Here is a 21,474-nt window from a genome sequence, read left to right as displayed (position 1 = left end):
AGAGGCATCCTGCGGGCGGTCCCCGGCCGGATGCCAGTGATGCGATTTGTCACAGTTTCAACGTCAGATAGATTTTTTATCGGTTAACGATCCTGCGCTTTTACGATAGGGTTTCGATTTTCCTTCACGTCACCTTGAGGTTGTGGTCGGCCCTTTGCGCTGCAGTTTTGTTCCTGATGGCCCAGGCAAGCGCAGACGCCCGGACGGTCTGGCTCTTAACGATTGCGGCGGCGCACACAGCGTTACGGCGGAGTGCTGCCGGACCAGGAACAGATAAATGGTTAACGCCGGGGCGGTGCGAATCGTCTCTGCAGTGACGGTGCGGCGCCTGTATCCCGGTAGGCCAGCAGCAAATTTTCCCGCGTTTTCAGGTGGTTTCCGGGTTGCCGCCATTGCTGCCCGGGTTTTTGTGGCATTGCAGGTGCTTTATTTGCCATGGTTAAGCATCAATAAACGGGGGATTAGGGAATTGTTAACGCTGCCGCAATCTGTCCATGAAACCGGCTCTTCATGGCACCTTTTAGCCTCATTCCAGCCGCACGCCTGAATGACGATGAATTTGTGGGAAGCTGGAGTGGGTCATGAAACTATTCATTGCTGCGATGGCGGCATGCCTGTCCCTGGGCATGCCCCTCGGTGCCGCTGCGGAAGATGCGCGGCCAGGCGCCACAACCCTTGACGGGTGGGAGGCTGTCGGACGGCTGAACATCGCTAACGGGAACATCTGCACCGGGGCGCTGGTGGCGCCGGACCTGGTGCTGACAGCCGCGCATTGCCTGTTCGATCCGCGCACCGGGGCGCAGGTTGCGCCTGCATCGGTCTGGTTCGAGGCCGGGCTGTCGGGGCGGCAGGCGGTGGCCCTGCGGCAAGTGGTGAAGGCAGTGGTGCATCCGCAATACCGCTACCGGCCCGCGGGCACGCACCAGATCGGCAGCGATCTGGCGGTGCTCAAGCTGGACCGGCCGATCAGCCGCAGCCGGATCCGGCCGCTGGTCATGTCGCAGGACGCGGAGCGCGGCGATACCCTGGGGGTTCTGTCCTATACCCGGAAGCGTGCCTCCCGGCCGGGGCTGGAACCGTCCTGCAGCGTGCTGGCGCGGCGCAGCCGGACCCTGGTGCTGTCCTGCCTGGTGGACTTCGGCGCGTCCGGGTCGCCGGTGCTGGAGATGCGGCCGGGCCTGCCGCCGCGGCTGGTCTCGGTGATCTCTGCCAAGGCGGCGATGGGCAAGCGGCGGGTGACGATCGGCACGGCGCTGGATGGATCGCTGCGTGACCTGATGCGGCGGGCGGGATAGGGGCCGCCGCCGGTTGGCGAAACAGCCGCAAGCCTGCTGCCGCGCGGCCAGGCGCTGGCGGCATCAGGGCTCGCGCAGGGCCTCGCGGGACTTGTAGAGCGGTTTCAGCAGGTATTGCAAAACGGTTTTGGCGCCGGTCTGCAGCTCTGCCGTGGCCCGCATGCCGGGGCGGATTTCGATGGACTGCTGGCGTTCGGTGAAGCCGGATTTGTCGACCCGCACCGTCACCCGGTAATAGGGTTCGGCGCGCGGGTTGCGCTCATCCTCAAAGGTATCGGCTGAGACAAAATCCACCTTGCCGCGCAGCGAGCCGTAGATGGTATAGTCATACGCTGACAGCTTGATGGTGGCGTCCTGGCCGGGCTGCACGCTGGCAATATCTTCGGGCCTCACCCGGGCTTCGACAAACAGCTCCTCGCCCAGCGGGATGATCTCCAGAATTTCCTCGCCGGGGCGGATCACGCCGCCGATGGTGGTCACCGCCAGGCTGTTGACGATCCCGGCCATGGGGGAGGTGATGATGGTGCGGTTCAGCTGGTCCACCGCCAGCCGCTGTTCCTGGCGCAGCGTGGTGAGGTCGCGCAGCGTCTGCGAATACTCCTCCGCCTGCTCAAGCTCGGCCTGGGTGCCGATCTCGTTGTACTTGGCGCGGGCGTCGGTGGCGGCCTTGCGCGCCTTGTTCACCTCAATCAGCGCGACGATCTTCTGCTTGTAGAGCTGCTCCATATTGGCCAGCTCGCCGTTCAGCTGATCCATGATCTGCCGGGCGCTGTCGCGGCGGCTGGTGAAGTCGGTCTGGCGGGCGGTCAGCAGGCCGCGTTCGGAGGCCAGAATGCCGGGCGATCGCTGCGCCAGCATGTCTGGCACGGAGAACTCAAAGGCGCCTTTCATCTGCGCCTCCAGCCGGAAGCGCTTGATTTCCAGCGCGTCGATCTGGTTCTGCAGCTCGTCGGCGGCGGCGCGGAACTTGGTGTCCTGCAGCTTGGCGAGCACCTGGCCGGCGGTGACGATATCGCCCTGGCGCACATGCAGCTCCGCCAGGATGCCGCCCTCAAGGTTCTGCACGATCTGCGCCCGGGAGGAGGAGACCACCTGGCCCTCGCCGCGGACAATCTCGTCGATGGAGGCAAAGGCGGCCCAGATCAGGAAGGTCAGAACGGCGGCCAGCGCCAGATAGATGATGCGGCTGGCGCTGCGCGGCGTTTCTGCGTTGCCGTAAGGATCGTGCAGAGCCATCGTCATTTGCCTTCTCCGGCGGCCAGATGCGCCAGAACCTGGTCGCGCGGGCCGTCCACCACCATCCGGCCCGATTGCAGGATCAGGGTGCGGTTGGTCAGCGACAGGATCGGCATCCGGTGGGTGGCGATCACCGCCGTGCGGCCCTCAAGCCAGCTTTCCAGGCGGCTGACCAGGGTGCGCTCCAGCGTCTGGTCCAGCGCTGCGGTGGGTTCATCCAGCAGCACGACCGAGGGGTTTTGCAGCCACAGCCGCGCCCAGCCGATCGACTGGCGCTGGCCGATCGACAGGCCATGGCCGCCGTCGCTGATTTCCAGATCCAGCCCCTTGTGGTGGTTGCGCACATGGGCGCCGAGGCCTGCGAACTCCAGCGCCTCCATCAGGCGGTCGTCGTCGCGTTCCAGCTGGTTGAGGTTCAGGTTGTCGCGCAGGGAGCCGGCAAACAGCCGCACGTCCTGGCTGAGGTAGCCGATATTTGCGCGCAGGTCGCGCGGGTCGATCTGCGCCATGTCTGTGCCGTCCAGCAGGATGCGCCCGCGGTCCGGCGCATAAAGGCCCGACAGCAGTTTCAGCAGGGTGGACTTGCCTGACCCGTTCACGCCCAGAACCGCAATCCGCTGCCCCGGGGTGATCGCAACCCCCTGCACATCCACAGTCGGGGCGGCGTCGTCGTCATAGCGGAACAGGATCTCGCGCAGCTCGAACCGGCCGTCGATCTTCTGGCGGCGCAGATAGGTGCGCTCCTGTTCCTTTTCCTGCGGTGCCTGGGCGATGGCGTCCAGCCCTTCCAGCGCCGCCTTGACGTTGCTCCAGCGCGCCAGCGTGGCGGCGAACTGGGTCAGCGGCGCCAGCGTCCGGCTGGTCAGGATGCCGGTGGCGATGATGGTGCCGACGGTGAATTCACCGGCAAAGACCAAGAGCGTGCCGAGCACCACCGCGGTGATGTAGGTCGCCTGCTGCACCCCTTGCGACCAGTAGGTGAGGGCGCTGGACAGCTTGCGCTGTTCGGTCGCGGAATGCGACGACAGCGTGTTCAGCTCATCCCACAGCCGCAGCACGCGCTCCTCGCCGCGCTGGGTCTTCACGGTGTCGAGTTCTGTTACCACCTCATGCAGCAGCCGCCCGGCCTTGGCGTTGGCGCCTTGGGTCTGGCGGGTCAGCGCGATCATCTTCTTCTGCATGAAATAGGCAGGCAGCAGCATCAGGATGCCGCCCGCGACGATCACCCAGACCACCGGCCCGGCGATGGAGGCGACCAGCAGCAGGAACACCGCGATAAAGGGGATGTCCGCCAGCGTCGAGATAGTGGAGGAGGTGAAGAACTCGCGCACCGAGCTGAAGTCCCGCATCGCGGCAAACAGGCCCGAGGGCGGCAAGGGCTTCTTGTCGGAGCGCATTCCGATCAGGCGGCGCATCAGGTTGTGCTGCACCGACAGCTCGATCTGGCGGCCCGCCGCATCGGTGAGCCGCGCGCGGGCGAGCTTCAGCATCGCCTCCAGCGCAATCGCGAGGAAGGCGCCAACCGCCAGCACCCACAGGGTGGCGTGCGACTGATGCGGCACCACCCGGTCATAGACCTGAAGGGAGAACAGCGCGACAGAGACGGCCAGGATATTGGCGACCAGCGACCCCAGCATGATCTCGCCCACCTGGCGGCGGTATTTCGGGAACTCGCTCCAGAACCAGTGGCCCGGGTCGATCTGCGGCGTGTGCCGTGCGGCCATCTGCTTGAGCGAGGGGCGGGCCGACAGCACGGTGCCGGTGAAATAGGGACTGAATTCGTCCAGCGGCACCTCGGTGCGGTTGTCCGCGCAGGAGGTGTCGTAGATCGTCAGCGCATCGTCCGCCTGGCTCAGCACCAGCACGCACTGGCCGCCGGACATGATCGCCAGCGCAGGCCACAGGGCAGGGGCAAGGAGCTGCTTTTCCAGGATTTTCGGCTGCAGTCCGGAGGCCTGCACCGCCTTGGCCAGCGTGTGCAGCGACAGATCGCCCGGCGTTTCCTTCCACAGGAAGGCGGCAACGTCGCTGATGGGCACGTCGCTGCCCTTCAGGGCGGCCAGGGTGGCAATCAGGCTGGCGCGGTGCTGGATACGGGCCGCAGCGCCTTCCAGCAGCGAGCCGACTTCAGGCAGGGCGTCCTGCGGCTGAGGTTTGGGCCGGTTGTCCGTGCGCGGCTTGAGCTGCGCCTTGGGGCCGGGCGCCGGGGCAGGGGTGTTGGCAGGCTGCATCCCGCCTTGCGGCGCAGCCTTCGGGCTGGAAACGGGCACAGCCCGCAGCACCGGCTTGTTGCCGGAGGCGGGCAGGGGACCGGGGAGCTTTTGTGTCGTGTCCGTCAAATCTTGTCCCCATCGGCCAAAAGGCCCAGGTCGCGTGCCAGCTGCAGCTGGATCAGCACCACCTCATATTTTGCGTCGATAAAGGCCTGCTCGCGGCGCACCAGCTCCTCATAGACTTGGATTACCTCCATCACCGGACGCTGGCCCGCTTCGAACTGTTTCTGGAACAGCTCATAGGTCTCGCGGCTGCGGCGCACCAGGGCCGCGGTCTCGGCCTCCTGGCGGCGGTAGGAGGCGATCTGCTGGATCTGGCGGCTGTAGGTGCGGCGCGCGGCTTCTTCCGCTTCGCCGACCTGGCGCCTGGCGGCCTCCTTGGAAGCTTCCAGCGCCTGAAGTGCCGCAGGGGTGCCCAGGCCCAGCGGCTGGCCGGTGCCCAGGGTCAGCCCGGCGCCGGAGCCGTCTGTTGTCACGTTGCCCGCGGCTGAGATCTGCGGCAGCAGCCCTGCGCGGCCGGATTTGGCCTGTGCAATGGTGCGGTCCGCTTCGGCGCTGGCCCGAAGCACGGACAGGAACTGCACCTGCTCCGGCGGCGTGCCGATGTCCAGATGCGCGGGCTTTTGCGGGAAGGACTGGCCGGTCATCGCCTGCAGCTCGGCGCGGGCGGTGGCGGCAGCGTCGCGGGCGGTGGCCGTGGCAGTGCGGATGCCGCTGATCTTGCTGTCCACCACATTCAGATCGGCGCGGTCCGACACGCCGCCATCCACACGGCCCTGCACGATCCGGCGGAAGTCCTGCATCCGGCGCAGCGCCCTCTCGCCATAGGCTGCCTTTTCGTCGCCGCGCAGCGCGGCAGCATAAAGGCCGACGGCGGTCTCGACCCGGCCGTTCATGTCTTCAGACAGGCTGACCGCGGCGACCTCGACGTCGGCGGCAGCAAAGGCCCGTTCGGCCTTGCGGCGGCCGTTGTCAAACAGCACCTGCTCGATCAGCAGCCCCGCCACCAGATCGCCCAGGTCGGTCAGGCTGACCGAAGGCCCCAGCGTCGGCAGCCAGTTCTTGGAGGCCGCTTCGGCCCGCAGCTTGGCGCTGATCAGCTCAGCTTCGGCGGCGCGGGAGGAGGCGGCGATGGCAGCTGCGGCAACCTGGCCGTAGGCGCTGTCCCCGGCCAGCAGCGAGCGCCGGTCCATCAATTGCCGGATCACCTCGGAGGACGCCTCGCCGGGTTGCGCGAAATTGCTGCGCGGGGCTGTGCCGGCCGCGGTTTCCGGGCCGCCGGACAGCGGTGACCGGGCGCAGGCCGACAGGCTGCACATCACTGCGATGGCGCAAAGAAAGCGTCCCGGTTGCATCCTGCCCCTTGCCCTTGTGTCCAAGGCTTTTGGTGTGTTGGGCCCGGCGGAAGGCGCCGCCGGGCCGGCCGTTCAGATCACGGTGTTGACGTCTTCGTCGACGATCAGCGTGGTGCCGTCATCGCCAATAGTGTAGACGTTGTAGGCCTCGCCATCGATGGTCTTGGTGCCCGATTGGGTTGCGCCGGTGATGGTGAGCGTGTCATCCGAGCCGCCATGCACGATCACGGTATCGGAGTTGCCGGACAGCGCGTTGATGTCCGCTTCGGTCAGGGTCAGGTCGACGCCGTCGGCATGCACAAGGTTCAGCTCGTCAATGTTGAATTGCGACAGGCCCGCGTGGTCCAGCACGGTTGCGTCCGCGCCGTCTTCAAGCACGACCATCGTGCCGGAGCTGTTGCCCGCATCATCGACGCGGTTGACCACCAGATGCGAGCCGTCCGGCACATCCGCGTCGAAGCTGAACAGGGTCTGCCCGGCGCCAAGGGCCGTTTCAGTGCCGGTGACGTCGGCGACGCCGCCGCCGCTGGTCAGCTCATGCGCCGTGTCGCCGGATTCGAAATTCTCGCTGAAGAAGCCGCTGACACCGGCTCCGGTGCTGATGACGCTGCCGACGTCCGGCGCGTCATACTCGGTGTCGATGCCGAAGGATTCAGTCAGGGTTTGCGTGTTGCCCGCCGCGTCGGTCGCAGTGATCTCAGCGGTGGCGGTGGTGTTGCCCTCGGGCAGGTCATCGGCGTCGAAGGCGGCGCTCCAGTTGCCATCGGCATCCACGGTTGCAGCCCGGGTCACACCGCCGATGGTCACCTCGACGCTGGAGCCGGTCTCGACCGTGCCGGTCATGGTCAGGCCCGCGGCGCGCTCCGCGACATTCAGCACATCGTCATCGGTCTGGCTGCTGTCCGCGGTGAAGGGCGTTACTTCGGTGTCGATGGTCAGCGTATCGCTGATTGCCGAGGTGTTGCCTGCGGCATCGGTGGCGGTGACGGTGATGTCCGCTTCATAGCTGCCCTGAGCAATGTCGGAGGCGGCAAAATCCACGCTCCAGTTGCCGCCGGCATCAACCGTCGCGGTTTCGGTGGCGCTGCCCAACTGCACAACAACGGTCGAGCCCGGCTCCACGGTGCCGGTGAGGGTCACACCGTCGCTGTGCTCTGTGTTGTTGACGACGTTGTCGCCTTCGATGCTGCCGGCCTCCAGGGTCAGCGGGTCGACCAGCGTGTCCACGCGCAGGTCGGCGGTCGCCGTCGCGGTGTTGCCGGCCGCGTCGGTCGAGGTCACGCTGACGGTGGAGTCATATTCGCCGGCAGGCAGCGCGCCTGCTTCGAATTCCGCGGCCCAGTTGCCGTCCGCGTCCACCGTGGCGCTGCGGGTGACGCCCTCCACGGTGACGCTGACCGTGGCGCCCGGCTCGCCGGTGCCGGTCAGGGTCAGGCCTGCCGCGGCCTCAGAGCTGTTGACCAGATCGTCGCCGCCGGCCTGGCCGGGATCAATCGCCACCGCAGTTAAGGTATCGACGCGGATGGTGCCGGTGACGCTGCCGGTGTTGCCGAAACTGTCGGTCGCCGTGACGGTGACTTCTGAATCGTATTCGCCTGCGACAATCTCCGATGCGGCGAAATCCGCGCTCCAGGTGCCGTCCTCTGCCGCGGTGACGGTGCGGGTGACGCCCTGGAAGGTCACTTCGACAGTGGCGCCGGCTTCGGCGGTGCCGGTCAGGGTGACGCCATCGGCGGCTTCCGCCGCGTTGATCATGTCATCGCCGCCGGCCTGGCCCTCGTCCAGGGTCACATCGGCAACCGTGTCGATCACCACGGTGGGCCCGTCCAGGTCGAACTCGGTGCCGTTCGGGTCAACCACATGGACGGTCGACTCGTAGTTGCCGTCCGGCGGCAGGTCATCGACCGGGAAGGTCACGCCCCAGTTGCCGTCCTCATCGACAGTAGTCGTCTGGGTCGCGGTTCCGACGGTGACTGTGACCTCGGACCCCGGCGCCCCGGTGCCGGTAATTTCAACTGCTGTGCTGGTGGAGCCCGAAACGGGGTAGGTGGCGTCCGGGTCATTCACCGTGGGCACGATGCCGCCGGTTCCGCCGCCGCCGCCATCTCCGCCGCCGCCGGCAATGGCGGCCGCGCCGACAACGCCTGCTGCAGCCCCTGCGGCCCCCAGGCCGCCGAACAGCGGCGCGGCCAGCGGCGCGACCACCGGCTCGATCCGGTCGACGTCCAGAAAGACCATCTCGTCGTAGGCGCTCCACTTGCCGGTCAGGTCGAGCGGCTCATAAGTGGCAAACAGCATGCCGCTGGATTTGTCCTCCAGCACCACCTCGATGAACTGGCCCTCGGAGCTGAGGAACAGGTTCTTGCCGCCGGTGGCATCGAAGGCGTAGTAGTTTTCCAGCACCAGTTCCTGACCGTTGGCCAGGGTGAGGTGCAGATCGCTGCCGCGGCGGGAATAGCTTTCGACGTCGGCCGGGCTGAGATTCAGCGAAATGTCCTTGGCCGAGGCGGCGTCGATGCGCGCCGGCGTGCCTTCGGAGAAATTCCCATGCTGTGTTGTGCCCGCCATATTGCGGGTAATAAATGCAACCGTGCTCATTGTTCTACCGCTCAATCTGTACGCCGCGGCGCCGTGAATAAGGCGCCCTTTGCGTGGTTCCGTTGCCTGTAGTTTCGCCCATCGGCCGTCTTTTGCGACCATTTTGAGGCCATACTGAGACGATTTTTTGCAGCCTGTCCAGTATCTAGGCTCCGTTGCTGCGGCAAAAAAGGCGGCAACCGTGTCCTGTCTGCCGCAGATTTTTTAAGGTTTTCCATCTGGACGGGAGGGCGGGCGGTGCCTGCAGCCGGGGCAGCTCCGGTTGCGGCCCGCCCTGCAGTGCAGCCATTCTGCGCCGGTTTCCCCCATAAGGGAGAGTATGTGCTGCAGCAATCCCCCACGGGCGGAAGCGCGCCCGTAAACCCCTGAAATGCCGCGATGCAGAAGGGCTGCCGGAATGCGGCGGTCGCTTCGATGTGATGAAAATTTCCCGCAAAAGATTCTGGCAATTAATTAAAAGTACACCACTTTCAGATAGGAAGAAGTTCGTAATTGGTGTAAGCTCGAGAGTAAGTAAAGACGACGCCGACAGCCCTGGTCACCGGGCGCAGGCCGCCGCTAAGAGCGGCCAGCCGGACGTATGACGCCAGCAGCGGCGCCGAGCAGAAATCAGAACTCAACACTGACGCGGACACCTATGCCCACGTGCTGGGCATCCTCTGTCCGCGTGCGAAGGAACGCCAGGAGGAACGGCGCCAGTTAACCAGGAGGCTTGATCCACGATGAAAGACATTGCCGAACTTTTTGCAGAGCAGTACGGCGAAACGCGCGAGCAGGAAATGCCGCTGCAGGAGTATTTGAATGCCTGCCGCGACGATCCAAGCCTGTACGCGAACGTCGCCGAGAGGATGCTGAAGGCAATTGGCGAAGAGGAACTGGTAGACACGTCCAAGGACTCGCGTCTCGGGCCGATCTTTCAGAACCGAACGATCAAGCGGTACAGCGCCTTCCACGACTTCTACGGCATGGAAGACACGATTGAGCGGATCGTCGGCTACTTCCGCCACGCCGCGCAAGGCTTGGAAGAGCGCAAGCAGATCCTTTACCTGCTGGGGCCGGTCGGCGGCGGCAAATCTTCGCTGGCGGAACGCCTGAAGCGGCTGATGGAAGACCAGCCGATCTATGTGCTGAAGGCCGGCAATCAGATCTCACCGATTTTCGAAAGCCCGCTGGGCCTGTTCGATCCGGTCCGCATGGGCAAGGTGCTGGAGGAGGAATACGGCATTGCCCAGCACCGTTTGCCGGGGCTGATGTCGCCTTGGGCGGTGCAGCGGCTGGATGAATTTGACGGCGATATCAACAAATTCTCGGTCGTGCGCCTGCACCCGTCGCGGCTGCGCCGGATCTGCGTGGCCAAGGTGGAGCCGGGCGATGAGAACAACCAGGATATCTCGACCCTGGTCGGCAAGGTCGACATCCGCCAGCTGGAGCATTTCAGCCAGGACAATCCGGATGCCTACAGCTTCTCCGGCGGCCTGAACCGGGCGACCCAGGGCATCCTGGAATTCGTCGAGATGTTCAAGGCGCCGATCAAGATGCTGCACCCGCTGCTGACGGCGACCCAGGAAGGCAATTACATGGGCACCGAAAGCTTCGGCGCCATCCCCTTCAGCGGCCTGATCCTGGCGCACTCGAATGAGAGCGAATGGCAGTCCTTCAAGAACAACAAGAACAACGAGGCCTTCATCGACCGGGTGTCGATCGTCAAGGTGCCCTACTGCCTGCGGGTCTCGGACGAAACCTCGATCTATGAAAAGCTGATCGAGAACAGCGAACTGCGCAACGCGCCCTGCGCGCCGGAGACGCTGAAGATCCTCAGCCGCTTCTCGGTGCTGACCCGCCTGAAGCCGCATGAGAACTCCAACCTCTACTCGAAAATGCGCGTCTATGACGGCGAAAGCCTGAAGGACACCGATCCCAAGGCCAAGACGGTGCAGGAATACCAGGACCGCGCCGGCGTCGACGAGGGCATGAACGGCATCTCCACACGCTTTGCCTTCAAGGTGCTGTCGACCACCTTCAACTTCGACACCAACGAGGTAGCAGCGGACCCGGTGCATCTGATGTATGTGCTGGAGCAGATGATCAAGCGCGAGCAGTTCCCGCAAGAGACGGAGCAGAAGTATCTTGAGTTCATCAAGACCGAGCTGGCGCCCCGCTATGAGGAGTTCATCGGCAACGAAATCCAGAAGGCGTACCTCGAAAGTTATACCGAATACGGCCAGAACGTCTTTGACCGCTACATCGCCTATGCTGATGCCTGGATCGAAGAGCAGGACTACAAGGATCCGGATACCGGCCAGCTTTACAACCGCGAGGTGCTGGATGCGGAGCTGAGCAAGATCGAGAAGCCGGTCGGCATCGCCAATCCCAAGGACTTCCGCAACGAGGTGGTCAAGTTCGCGCTGCGCCACCGCGCCAATACCGGCTCGAACCCGGCCTGGAACTCCTATGAGAAGCTGCGCGACGTGATCGAGAAGCACATGTTCAGCCAGGTCGAGGAACTGCTGCCGGTGATTTCCTTCGGGTCCAAGAAGGACAGCAAGACCGAGAGCAAGCACCAGGAGTTCGTCGAGCGGATGCGCGGCCACGGCTACACCGACCGCCAGGTCCGGCGCCTGGTCGAATGGTACATGCGCGTCAACAAGGCGGGCTAAAGAGGAGCGCTGTGCAACATGCATCATTTCATCGACAGGCGCGCCAATCCGAAGGGCAAGAGCCTCGGGAACCGCCAGCGGTTCCTGCGGCGGGCCCGGGAGAATATTAAGGAGCGCGTCGACCAGTCGGTCCGCGGGAAGTCGATCCAAAGCGGAAGCGGTGTCCCGGACGGCGGCGAAAAGGTCACGATCCCGTCGAGGGGGCTGAAGGAGCCGCGGTTCTTCCATTCCTCCAAGGGCGGCCTGCGCCGTCACGTGCTGCCCGGCAACAAGGATTTTGTTGTCGGCGACACCATCAAACGGCCGCAAGGCGGCGCCGGGCAGGGCGGCCGCAAGGCCTCTGAGGAAGGCGATGGCGAGGACGAGTTTTCCTTCACCCTGACTCAGGAGGAATATCTGGAAATCCTGTTCGAAGGGCTGGAGCTGCCGGACCTTGTGGAAAAGGCCACGGTGGAAACCGAGACCATCGGAACCCGCCGCGCCGGCCTGACAACTGCCGGGACGCCCAACAACCTCAACCTGGTGCGCACCATGCGCAACTCTCTGGGCCGCCGGATCGCCTTGCAGCGTCCCACCACCAAGTCCCAGCGCGATCTGGAAGAGCAGATCGCCGAACTGGAGGCGCTGGACGACCGCACACCGCCGCAGGAAGATTTCCTGGAGGCGTTGCGGAAAAAGCTCGACGGCATCATCCGCAAACGCAAGGTGGTCGGCTATATCGACCCGCTGGACCTGCGCTACGACACCTTTGTTCCGGAAAAAATCCGCAACTCCCGCGCCGTGGTGTTCTGCCTGATGGATGTCTCCGGCTCCATGCAGGAGCGCGAGAAGGACTTGGCGAAACGCTTCTTCCTGCTGCTGCACCTGTTTCTGGAACGCTGCTATGAGCACACAGAGCTGGTCTTTGTGCGCCATACCCACCACGCCCAGGAAGTGGATGAGGAGACCTTCTTCTATGCCCGCGAAACCGGCGGCACCATTGTCTCCACCGCGCTCGAGAAGATGAAGGAGATCATCGAGGAGCGCTATCCGCCGGATGAATGGAACATCTACGGCGCCCAGGCCTCCGACGGCGAGAACTTCGGCAATGACTCGGTCAGGTGCAAGAAGCTGCTGCTGAACGACCTGCTGCCGGTCAGCCAGTTCTATGCCTATGTGGAAATCGTCGATGAGGCGGCGGAGATGCTGCTGAACAACCCCGAAGCAGGCGAAGACCTGTGGCAGAACTACCGCGAGGTGAAGGCGCAGGCGCAGCATTTCGAGATGCAGCGGGTTTCGCAGCCGGGCCATATCTATCCGATTTTCCGGGAGTTCTTCCTCCCCAAGGTTAAGGGAGCGCAGTATGCAGGCAGCTGAAACGGCGCGCACGCCGCTGTTCGACGGGCCGGAATGGACTTTCGAGCTGATGGAGAAGGCGCGCGACGCCATCGAGCAGATCGCGCTCGAAGACCTCGGGCTGGATGTCTATCCCAACCAGATCGAAATCATCTCAGCCGAGCAGATGCTGGACGCCTATTCCTGCGTCGGCCTGCCGCTGATGTATCAGCACTGGTCCTTCGGCAAGCATTTCGCCCGCGACGAGGCGCTGTACCGGACCGGCCGCCAGGGCCTGGCCTATGAGATCGTGATCAATTCGAACCCCTGCATCAGTTACAACATGGAAGAAAACACCATGGCGATGCAGACCCTGGTGATGGCGCATGCGGCGTTTGGCCATAACCATTTCTTCAAGAACAACTACCTGTTCCAGCAATGGACCGATGCCGCGGGCATTCACGACTATCTGGCCTTTGCCAAGAACTACATCGCCGCCTGCGAGCAGCGTTACGGCCTCAGCGCGGTGGAGGAGGTGCTGGACGCCGCCCATGCGCTGCAGTCTCAGGGCGTGTTCCGCTATGGCCGCCCGCCCAAGCCGACCAGCGAGGAGCTGGTCGCCATGCAGAAGGTGCGCGAGGGCTATGAGAGCAGCCAGAGCGTGCTGGATATCTGGACCGACTCCACCCTGGGCCGGGACAAGCTGGAACAGCCAGAGGACGCCTCCTTCAGCGCGCGCCGCAAGCAGATGAACCTGCCGCAGGAAAACCTGCTGTATTTCCTGGAGAAGCACAGCCCGAAGCTGGAGCCCTGGCAGTGCGAGATCCTGCGCATCGTGCGGATGCTGGCGCAGTACCTCTATCCGCAGAAACAGACCAAGGTGATGAACGAGGGCTGCGCGACCTTTGTGCATTACTACATCATCAACAAGCTTTATGAGCAGGGCCAGATCACCGAAGGCGCCTTTATGGAGATGCTGCACAGCCACACCAATGTGGTGATGCAGCCGGAGTACGACGATCCGCGCTATTCGGGCATCAACCCCTATGCGCTGGGTTTTGCGATGATGCAGGACATCCGCCGGATCTGCCAGAACCCGACCGACGAAGACCGTGAATGGTTCCCGGATTTTGCCGGCAACCCGGACTGGCGCGGTGTGCTGCGCGATGCCTGGGCGAATTACCGCGACGAAAGCTTCATCCAGCAGTTCCTGTCTCCGAACCTGATCCGCAAGTTCAAGCTGTTCACGCTGACCAATGACGCGGATCTGCCCAATCTGGTTGTCAGCCAGATCCACAACCGGGCCGGCTATAAGGCGATCCGGCGCGATCTGGCCAAGCAGTATGACCTGGCCTATCTGGAGCCGGACATTCAGGTGACGGACGCGGACCTGCGCGGCGACCGGGAGCTGAAACTGACCCACACCGTGCGCGACGGCATCCACCTGGATGAAGAGGAACAGGAAGAGGTGCTGAAGCACCTGCGCCGGCTTTGGGGTTACGGTGTCAGGCTGGATGCGGTGGAAACCGCAAGCGAACACTGATTGCCAGCTGACAACTTTTGCGCGAAAAAACGCAGGCCCCTGGGCCTGCATTTCATCTGTTTCACATCAATTCTGAGGATCAGAATTCGACCACGGCGCGGATGGATTTGCCCTCGTGCATCAGGTCGAAACCTTCGTTGATCTGATCCAGGGTCAGCTTGTGAGTGATCATCGGGTCGATCTCGATCTTACCGTCCATGTACCAGTCGACGATCTTCGGAACGTCGGTGCGGCCTGATGCGCCGCCAAAGGCGGTGCCGCGCCAGCTGCGGCCGGTGACCAGCTGGAACGGGCGGGTCGAAATCTCGGCCCCTGCGGGCGCCACGCCGATGATGATGCTTTCACCCCAGCCTTTGTGGGCGCATTCCAATGCAGTGCGCATCACTTGCACATTGCCTGTGGCGTCAAAGGTGTAATCCGCGCCGCCGCCGGTCAGCTCGACCAGATGCGCCACCAGGTCGCCCTCGACCTCAGCGGGGTTGACGAAGTCGGTCATGCCGAACTTCTCGGCCATTTCGACCTTGCCCGGGTTCAGGTCGACACCGACGATCTGGTCGGCACCGGCCAGACGCAAGCCCTGGATCACGTTGAGGCCGATGCCGCCGAGGCCAAAGACCACCGCGCGGGAGCCAATTTCCACCTTGGCGGTGTTGATCACCGCGCCGATACCGGTGGTGACGCCGCAGCCGATGTAGCAGACCTTGTCAAACGGCGCGTCCTCCCGGATTTTCGCCAGCGCGATTTCCGGCACCACGGTGTGGTTCGCAAAGGTCGAGCAGCCCATGTAGTGATGGATCGGGGTGCCGTCCAGCATCGAGAAACGGGTGGTGCCATCGGGCAGCAGCCCCTGGCCCTGGGTGGAGCGGATCGCCTGGCAAAGGTTGGTCTTGGGGTTGAGGCAGTATTCGCACTCGCGGCATTCGGGCGTGTAAAGCGGGATCACGTGGTCGCCGGGTTTCAGGCTGGTCACGCCCTCGCCGACTTCGACCACGACGCCTGCGCCCTCATGGCCCAGGATCGCCGGGAAGATGCCTTCGGGGTCATCGCCCGACCGGGTGAATTCATCGGTGTGGCAGAGGCCGGTTGCCTTGATTTCCACCAGAACCTCACCCGCCTTGGGGCCTTCGAGGTTCACCTCCATGATTTCCAGCGGTTTGCCGGGGGCAACCGCAACGGCGGCGCGGGTTTTGATCATGTGACTGGTCCTTCGTCCAAATTCTCCGGGGCCGGGCCGCCCTAGGGCGGGACCGGGGTGAATGCGTTGCCAGCAGCAGCACCGCGGGTCTGATTGCCTCAGCGTTACATTTGCAGGCCGGCGCACGCAAGCGCCGCCTCGGCACCCTATCAGTCCCGGCGTGCTGGGCTTGGCCCCGAATGCGACGGCTGAGCAGCGGTCCGCGCCATCGGCCAAGGAAGAAAGAAACCGCCTTTTCCAGCTGCTTGCCCGCAGGCTTCCAGTTTTGGGAAGGAATCTTGCCGCGGGGCCTTGACCTTCCCCTGACTGGAACCCTCATATGATCCAGCATAGGACAAAACCGCAGGTCTCCCATGTCAGAAAACACCCGTATATCACTGCAAATTACCAACCTGAGCTGCGCAGGCTGTGCCGGGCGCGCCGAACGTGCCCTGGCGGGCGTTGAGGGGGTTCAAGCGGCATCCGTGAACCTTGCAAACGCAACCGGCCAGGTCGAGGCTGTGCCGGAGGTGAAACTGGTTCAGCTGACGGATGCGCTGAAATCCGCAGGCTATCCGGCGGCTGAGTCCGAGGTGACCCTGGCGCTCAGCGGTATGACCTGCGCGTCCTGTGTGGGGCGGGTGGAGCGGGCGCTTCTGGCGGTGCCGGGGGTGCTGGAGGCGCGTGTGAACCTGGCCAGCGAAACCGCGCAGGTCCGGTTCCTGACCGGGGCGGTCCGGGCCGCCGATCTGGCCCGCACGGTGACAGGAGCGGGTTATCCGGCGCGGCTGAGCAGCGGTGCCCCGGATGAGGCGGAGCAGGCAAGCCAGCGCAAGGCGGATGAGATTGCCGCGCTGGGGCGGCAGGTGCTGATCGCGGCGGTGCTGACGCTGCCAGTCTTCCTGATCGAGATGGGCAGCCACATAATCCCGGCGCTGCACCACTGGGTGGCGGCCAATATCGGTATGCAAAACAGTTATTTGCTGCAATGTGCCCTGACCACCCTCGTGCTGGCAGGGCCGGGGCGGCAGTTCTACACCAAGGGCTTCCCGGCGCTGTTCCGGGGCGCGCCTGATATGAATGCGCTGGTGGCGCTGGGCACTTCTGCGGCTTACGGGTTTTCGGTCATCTCCACGTTCGCGCCCGGGCTGCTGCCGGCAGGCACTGCCAATGTCTATTACGAGGCCGCGGCGGTGATCGTGGTGCTGATCCTGACCGGCCGGTTCCTGGAAGCGCGCGCCAAGGGGCGCACCGGCGCCGCCATCCGCAAGCTGGCCGGGCTGCAGCCGAAAACCGCCATGGTTGTCGCCGCTGGCGAGGCGGTGGAGACCCCGGTGGAGGAGATCGGGGCAGGGGATCTGATCCGTGTCCGCCCGGGCGAACGCATCGCTGTGGACGGCGAGATTGTCTCGGGCAGCTCCTACATCGACGAAAGCATGATCAGCGGCGAGCCGGTGCCGGTCGCGAAAGCTTCGGGGGATGAGGTGACGGCGGGCACCATCAACGGCAATGCGGCACTGGAATTCCGCGCCACCCGCGTGGGCCGCGACACCGTTCTGGCGCAGATTATCCGCATGGTGGAGCAGGCGCAGGGCGCCAAGCTGCCGGTGCAGGGGATGGTCGACCGCATCACCCTGTGGTTCGTGCCCGCGGTAATCGTGGTTGCGGCGCTGACCGTGCTGGCCTGGTCGCTGTTCGGCCCGGCGCCGTCGCTGCCGCTGGCCCTTGTGGCCGGCGTCTCCGTGCTGATCATTGCATGCCCCTGCGCGATGGGGCTGGCAACGCCGACGTCGATCATGGTGGGCATCGGCCGTGCCGCGCAGATGGGCGTTCTGTTCCGCAAGGGCGACGCGCTTCAGCGGCTGCAGGAAGTGCAGGTGGTGGCGCTCGACAAGACCGGCACCCTGACCGAGGGGCGCCCGTCGCTGACTGCGCTGGTCTGTGCCGAGGGCTTCAGCCGGGACGAGGTGCTGCGTCTGGCCGGCGCGGCGGAGGCGCAGTCGGAGCACCCCATCGCCCGCGCCATCACGGCAGCGGCAGGCAAAGGGCTGCCCAAGGCGGATTCTTTTGAGGCGATCCCGGGCTATGGCCTGCGGGCCCGGGCCGAGGGGCGCGAAGTGCTGGTGGGCGCTGCCCGGCTGATGGTCCGCGAAGGCATTGCGCTGGGCGCACTTGAGGCCGAGGGTCAGCGGCTGGCAGAACGCGGCGAAACCCCGCTGTACGCAGCGATTGACGGGCGGGCGGCGGCGGTGATTGCGGTGGCCGACCCGGTCAAGCCGGGCACCCCTGCCGCGATCAAGGCGTTCCATGATCAGGGGCTGAAGGTGGCGATGATCACCGGCGATGCTGCGGCCACCGCGCAGGCGATTGCCGCGCAGCTGGGCATTGACGCGGTAAAGGCGGAATGCCTGCCGGCGGATAAGGTGACCGCAATTGCAGAGCTGCAGCAGGAGCACGGCACCCTGGCGTTCGTCGGCGACGGCATCAATGACGCGCCTGCGCTGGCCACGGCAGATGCGGGCATTGCCATCGGAACCGGCACCGACGTGGCGATCGAGGCCGCAGATGTGGTGCTGGTCTCCGGCGATCTGCGCGGGGTGGTGAATGCGCTGACCGTCAGCCGCGCCACCATGCGCAACATCCGCCAGAACCTGGTCTGGGCCTTTGGCTACAACGTGCTGCTGATCCCGGTGGCAGCCGGGGTGCTGTATCCCTTCGGCGGGCCGCTGCTGTCGCCGGCGCTGGCCGCGGGCGCGATGGCGCTGTCGAGCGTGTTTGTGCTGTCGAACGCGCTGCGCCTGCGCCGCCTGAAACCAGCGATAGAGGAGGGCCACACTGCCCGCGCAGCGGCCGCAGCAGGCGGACAGGAGGCGCGCGCATGAACATCGGTGACGTTTCCAGCCGCTCCGGGCTGCCCGCCAAGACGATCCGCTATTACGAGGACATCGGCCTGATCAAACCGCACCGCAGCGCCAACGGCTACCGCTGCTTTGCGGAGACCGATCTGCACAAGCTGGCGTTTCTGGGCCGGGCCCGGGCGCTGGGCTTCACCATCGAGGACTGCCGCACCCTGATGGCGCTCTACGAGGACGAAAGCCGCGCCAGCGCCGATGTGAAACAGCTGGCGCTGGAGCATCTGGCCAAGATCGAGGAGAAGATCGCCGACTTGCAGGCCATGCGCGACACGCTTGGCGAACTGGTCAAAGGCTGCGCAGGCGACAGCCGCCCGGACTGCCCGATCCTCAAGGATCTGTCAGGCGAGGTTTGAGCAAGCCCGGCGCGGCGCTCCCGCGCCCGCGGCTGCCCTGACGGGCCGCCTGGCGGCCTTGGGCACGGCTTCGGGCCTTGCGGCCCGAAGCGGGCGCATTCAGGCGGGGCGCAGCTCCAGGATCTCGCGGGCCTGCTGCCAGGTGGCGACGGGGCGCTCGTATTTCGCGCACAGGTCTGCGGCCCGTTTCACCAGCGCCGCGTTGGAGGGGGCCAGCGTCTCGCGGTCGAGCCGCATGTTGTCCTCCAGCCCGGTGCGGGTATGGCCGCCTGCGGCAATCGACCATTCGTTGACCAGGATCTGCCCCGGCCCGACCCCGGCGCCGCACCATTGGGCCTCCGGCGCCAGCCGCTGCATGGTTTTGACGTAGTAGTCGAACACGTCCTTATCCACCGGCATCGCGTTCTTCACCCCCATCACAAACTGCACGTAAAGCGTGCCGGGAATGCGCCCCTCGCGGTTCATCTTCACCGCCTGGTGGATATGCGACAGGTCAAAGGCTTCGATTTCCGGCTTCACCTCGTAGGTGCGCATCTCGGAGGCCAGCCAGTCGACCAGGTCGGGGGAGTTCTCGTAGACCCGGGTGGGGAAGTTGTTGGATCCGACCGACAGCGATGCCATGTCGGGGCGCAGCGGCAGCATCCCGCCGCGCTCGCGCCCCGCGCCGGAGCGGCCGCCTGTCGACAGCTGTATGATCATGCCGGGGCAGTGTTTCTGAAGCCCTTCCATAAGCCGCGCGAATTTTTCCGGATCCGAGGTCGGCGTCTGATCGTCATTCCTCACATGGCAATGCGCAATCGAGGCGCCGGCCTCGAACGCCTCCTGTGTGCTTTCGATCTGTTCCGCGATAGTGACAGGCACCGCCGGATTGTTCTCCTTGGTCGGGACCGAGCCGGTGATGGCCACGCAGATGATGCAGGGTGTGCTCATTAAATTCCCCTTCAAATGTCGAAAAACACGGTCTCATCTTCGCCCTGCAGGCGGATGTCGAACCGGTAGACTGCCAGACCGTCCCGCGCCTCGCGCTTGGCGATCAGTGTGGCGCGGCGGCGCTCCCATTCTATCACATTCAGCACCGGGTCTGCCGCATTGGCCTCTTCCTCGTCCTCGAAATAGACCCTGGTATTCAGCCCGACGTTGATGCCGCGCGCGACGATCCACAGATTGATGTGCGGCGCCATCATCTGCCCGCCCCGGCCCATCACAGGCCCGGGTTTCACGGTGTCAAATCCCCATTCGCCGGTCTCGAAGTCGGTGATCACCCGGCCCCAGCCGCGGAACCCCTGCTCCACCTCGCCCACATGCTCCGGGTGGGCATAGACGCCGTCCGCATTGGCCTGCCAGGCCTCCAGCAGCACGTCCTTGACCGGAGAACCGGTGCCGTCGGTCACCACGCCCTCGACCCGGATGCGCGCGCCTTTGGCATTGGGACCTGCAATGTCCCAGCCAAGCTCCTGATCGTAGATCTCAAACCCCGCCGCACCAGGGGCCAGGCCGATATGGACATAGGGACCAGCGGTCTGGGAGGGGGTTTCTTTCAGGTATTCCAGCTTCTGCCGCATCAGTTTCCCTCCAGCCGGTTTTCAAACAGGGTGGACCGCCGCCCGCGCAGCACGATGTCAAAGCGGTAGGCGATGGTGTCCAGCGGAATGGTGGCGTTCATGTCGAGCCGGGCCACCAGCATCTCAACCGCCTCCGGGTCCGGGATGGTGTTCACGATCGGGCAGCGGGCAATCAGCGGGTCGCCCTCGAAATAGAGCTGAGTGATCAGCCGCTGGGCGAAACCGCTGCCGAAGACCGAAACGTGGATATGCGCGGGCCGCCAGTCGTTCACCCAGTTGCGCCAGGGGTAGGCGCCGGGCTTTACAGTGCGGAAATGGTAGCAGCCGTTCGCATCCGTCAGCGTCCGGCCGCAGCCGCCGAAATTCGGGTCCAGCGCCCCAAGATAGCTGTCCTTCTTATGCCGGTATCGGCCGGACGCATTGGCCTGCCAGATCTCCACCAGCGTGTTCGGCACCGGGCGGGCGTTTTCATCCAGCACCCGGCCATGCACGATGATCCGCTCGCCGACCGGGCTTTCGCCGGGCTGGGCGAAGTTGCTCAGCAGGTCATTGTCGGCGGCGTTGATATCGTTGTGGCCGAACACCGGGCCGGTGATCTCGCTGGGGGTGTTCTCCAGGCTGATCAGCGGGAATTTGGGCGAGCGGGTGACCGAGGTCTTGTAGTCCTGCGACAGGGCAGGGGGGTGCCAGCGGCGGTCGCGCTGATAGAACTCCCCCTCTTTCGGCGGCGTGCTCATGCGGGCTCCTCCCCTTCGGCTGCCATTGCGGCATAGGTTTCCTTGGCCAGTTTCAGCGCCTGATTGGCGCGCGGCACGCCGGCATAGACGGCCACATGCTGGAAGGCCTCCTGCACGTCTTCCTGGCTGGCGCCGGTGCGGGCGGTGGCTCGGATGTGCATCGGGATCTCAGCGAAATTGCCGGTCGCTGCCAGCAGCGCCAATGTCAGCATCGACCGTTCCCGCATGGAAATCCGGTCCGACGCCCAGACCGTGCCCCAGGCGGCCTCAGTGATCAGCTCCTGAAACGGCTGGTCCAGCGCCGTCTTGGCGGCCTCGGCGCGGTCCACATGGGCGTCGCCCAGCACCCTGCGCCGGACTTGCATGCCGCGGTCGTATCTGTCTTGCGTCATTGCGGTCTCCCTTTGCATAGGAGTATCGCATACCGCAGGTGATCTGTATAATCCCCAATCAGGCATGAAA

16 protein-coding genes are annotated in these 21,474 nt (G+C 64.7%); 7 read left to right on the top strand and 9 right to left on the bottom strand.

What is annotated here, in order from left to right:
• The first annotated feature begins 277 nt into the window (after positions 1 to 277).
• On the top strand, positions 278 to 547 hold the full coding sequence (locus PHA8399_RS22425) for a hypothetical protein (RefSeq protein WP_145977076.1): 270 nt from the start codon (positions 278 to 280) through the stop codon (positions 545 to 547).
• A gap of 34 nt (positions 548 to 581) precedes the next feature.
• Positions 582 to 1,295, top strand: a complete 714-nt coding sequence (locus PHA8399_RS19280) for a trypsin-like serine peptidase (RefSeq protein WP_082649591.1) — start codon at positions 582 to 584, stop codon at positions 1,293 to 1,295.
• A 63-nt stretch (positions 1,296 to 1,358) separates the two neighbouring features.
• On the opposite strand, the gene PHA8399_RS19275 is transcribed toward PHA8399_RS19280, so the two are convergent.
• The 4 genes from PHA8399_RS19275 to PHA8399_RS19260 all read right to left on the bottom strand — a co-directional run bounded on the left by PHA8399_RS19275 (position 1,359) and on the right by PHA8399_RS19260 (position 8,757).
• Positions 1,359 to 2,537 carry an HlyD family type I secretion periplasmic adaptor subunit gene (locus tag PHA8399_RS19275; RefSeq protein ID WP_058287732.1) on the bottom strand — a complete coding sequence of 393 codons (1,179 nt, stop codon included), beginning with the start codon at positions 2,535 to 2,537 and terminating at the stop codon, positions 1,359 to 1,361.
• Complete coding sequence (locus tag PHA8399_RS19270; protein ID WP_058287731.1) at positions 2,534 to 4,870, bottom strand: ATP-binding cassette domain-containing protein; 2,337 nt, start codon at positions 4,868 to 4,870, stop codon at positions 2,534 to 2,536. The genes PHA8399_RS19275 and PHA8399_RS19270 overlap by 4 nt, the downstream gene beginning before the upstream one ends.
• Complete coding sequence (locus tag PHA8399_RS19265; protein ID WP_058287730.1) at positions 4,867 to 6,159, bottom strand: TolC family protein; 1,293 nt, start codon at positions 6,157 to 6,159, stop codon at positions 4,867 to 4,869. Before PHA8399_RS19265 ends, PHA8399_RS19270 begins: the two co-directional genes overlap by 4 nt.
• 72 nt (positions 6,160 to 6,231) lie before the next feature.
• A complete protein-coding gene (locus PHA8399_RS19260; protein WP_058287729.1) occupies positions 6,232 to 8,757 on the bottom strand; it encodes an Ig-like domain-containing protein in 2,526 nt (841 codons plus the stop codon).
• Between the two features lie 722 nt (positions 8,758 to 9,479).
• Between PHA8399_RS19260 and PHA8399_RS19255 the strand changes: the two genes are divergently transcribed.
• From PHA8399_RS19255 to PHA8399_RS19245, 3 genes are read left to right on the top strand one after another with little or no spacing between them, the layout of a single operon-like run.
• Positions 9,480 to 11,414, top strand: coding sequence for a PrkA family serine protein kinase (locus PHA8399_RS19255; protein WP_058287728.1), 1,935 nt, complete (start codon positions 9,480 to 9,482; stop codon positions 11,412 to 11,414).
• Between the two features lie 18 nt (positions 11,415 to 11,432).
• A complete protein-coding gene (locus tag PHA8399_RS19250) occupies positions 11,433 to 12,770 on the top strand; it encodes a YeaH/YhbH family protein (protein WP_058287727.1) in 1,338 nt (445 codons plus the stop codon).
• Entirely contained in the window at positions 12,757 to 14,271 is a 1,515-nt protein-coding gene (locus tag PHA8399_RS19245; RefSeq protein ID WP_058287726.1) for a SpoVR family protein, read from the top strand. Before PHA8399_RS19250 ends, PHA8399_RS19245 begins: the two co-directional genes overlap by 14 nt.
• Positions 14,272 to 14,350: 79 nt before the next feature.
• Here PHA8399_RS19245 and PHA8399_RS19240 read toward each other — a convergent pair whose 3' ends face one another.
• A complete protein-coding gene (locus tag PHA8399_RS19240; protein ID WP_058287770.1) occupies positions 14,351 to 15,463 on the bottom strand; it encodes an S-(hydroxymethyl)glutathione dehydrogenase/class III alcohol dehydrogenase in 1,113 nt (370 codons plus the stop codon).
• 356 nt (positions 15,464 to 15,819) lie between these two features.
• Between PHA8399_RS19240 and PHA8399_RS19235 the strand changes: the two genes are divergently transcribed.
• Both PHA8399_RS19235 and cueR read left to right on the top strand, forming a co-directional pair.
• Positions 15,820 to 18,327, top strand: coding sequence for a heavy metal translocating P-type ATPase (locus tag PHA8399_RS19235; RefSeq protein ID WP_058287725.1), 2,508 nt, complete (start codon positions 15,820 to 15,822; stop codon positions 18,325 to 18,327).
• Positions 18,324 to 18,713: a Cu(I)-responsive transcriptional regulator gene (gene cueR, locus PHA8399_RS19230; protein ID WP_058287724.1), complete on the top strand. Its 390-nt coding sequence runs from the start codon at positions 18,324 to 18,326 to the stop codon at positions 18,711 to 18,713. Before PHA8399_RS19235 ends, cueR begins: the two co-directional genes overlap by 4 nt.
• 99 nt (positions 18,714 to 18,812) lie before the next feature.
• On the opposite strand, the gene PHA8399_RS19225 is transcribed toward cueR, so the two are convergent.
• From PHA8399_RS19225 to pcaC, 4 genes are read right to left on the bottom strand one after another with little or no spacing between them, the layout of a single operon-like run.
• Complete coding sequence (locus PHA8399_RS19225; protein WP_058287723.1) at positions 18,813 to 19,643, bottom strand: 3-oxoadipate:acetyl-CoA acetyltransferase; 831 nt, start codon at positions 19,641 to 19,643, stop codon at positions 18,813 to 18,815.
• Between the two features lie 11 nt (positions 19,644 to 19,654).
• Positions 19,655 to 20,275 carry a protocatechuate 3,4-dioxygenase subunit alpha gene (pcaG, locus tag PHA8399_RS19220; protein WP_058287722.1) on the bottom strand — a complete coding sequence of 207 codons (621 nt, stop codon included), beginning with the start codon at positions 20,273 to 20,275 and terminating at the stop codon, positions 19,655 to 19,657.
• The gene (gene pcaH, locus PHA8399_RS19215; protein ID WP_058287721.1) at positions 20,275 to 21,012 is read right to left on the bottom strand and encodes a protocatechuate 3,4-dioxygenase subunit beta; all 738 of its coding nucleotides are present in this window, start codon (positions 21,010 to 21,012) and stop codon (positions 20,275 to 20,277) included. Before pcaH ends, pcaG begins: the two co-directional genes overlap by 1 nt.
• Positions 21,009 to 21,404: a 4-carboxymuconolactone decarboxylase gene (gene pcaC, locus PHA8399_RS19210; protein WP_058287720.1), complete on the bottom strand. Its 396-nt coding sequence runs from the start codon at positions 21,402 to 21,404 to the stop codon at positions 21,009 to 21,011. The genes pcaH and pcaC overlap by 4 nt, the downstream gene beginning before the upstream one ends.
• Positions 21,405 to 21,474: the final 70 nt, after the last annotated feature.

The organism is Leisingera aquaemixtae (assembly GCF_001458395.1).
Classification (GTDB): Bacteria; Pseudomonadota; Alphaproteobacteria; order Rhodobacterales; family Rhodobacteraceae; genus Leisingera; species Leisingera aquaemixtae.
The sequence above is the reverse complement of the archived record's forward strand: the minus strand, read 5'-3'. Positions and strand labels throughout refer to the sequence as shown.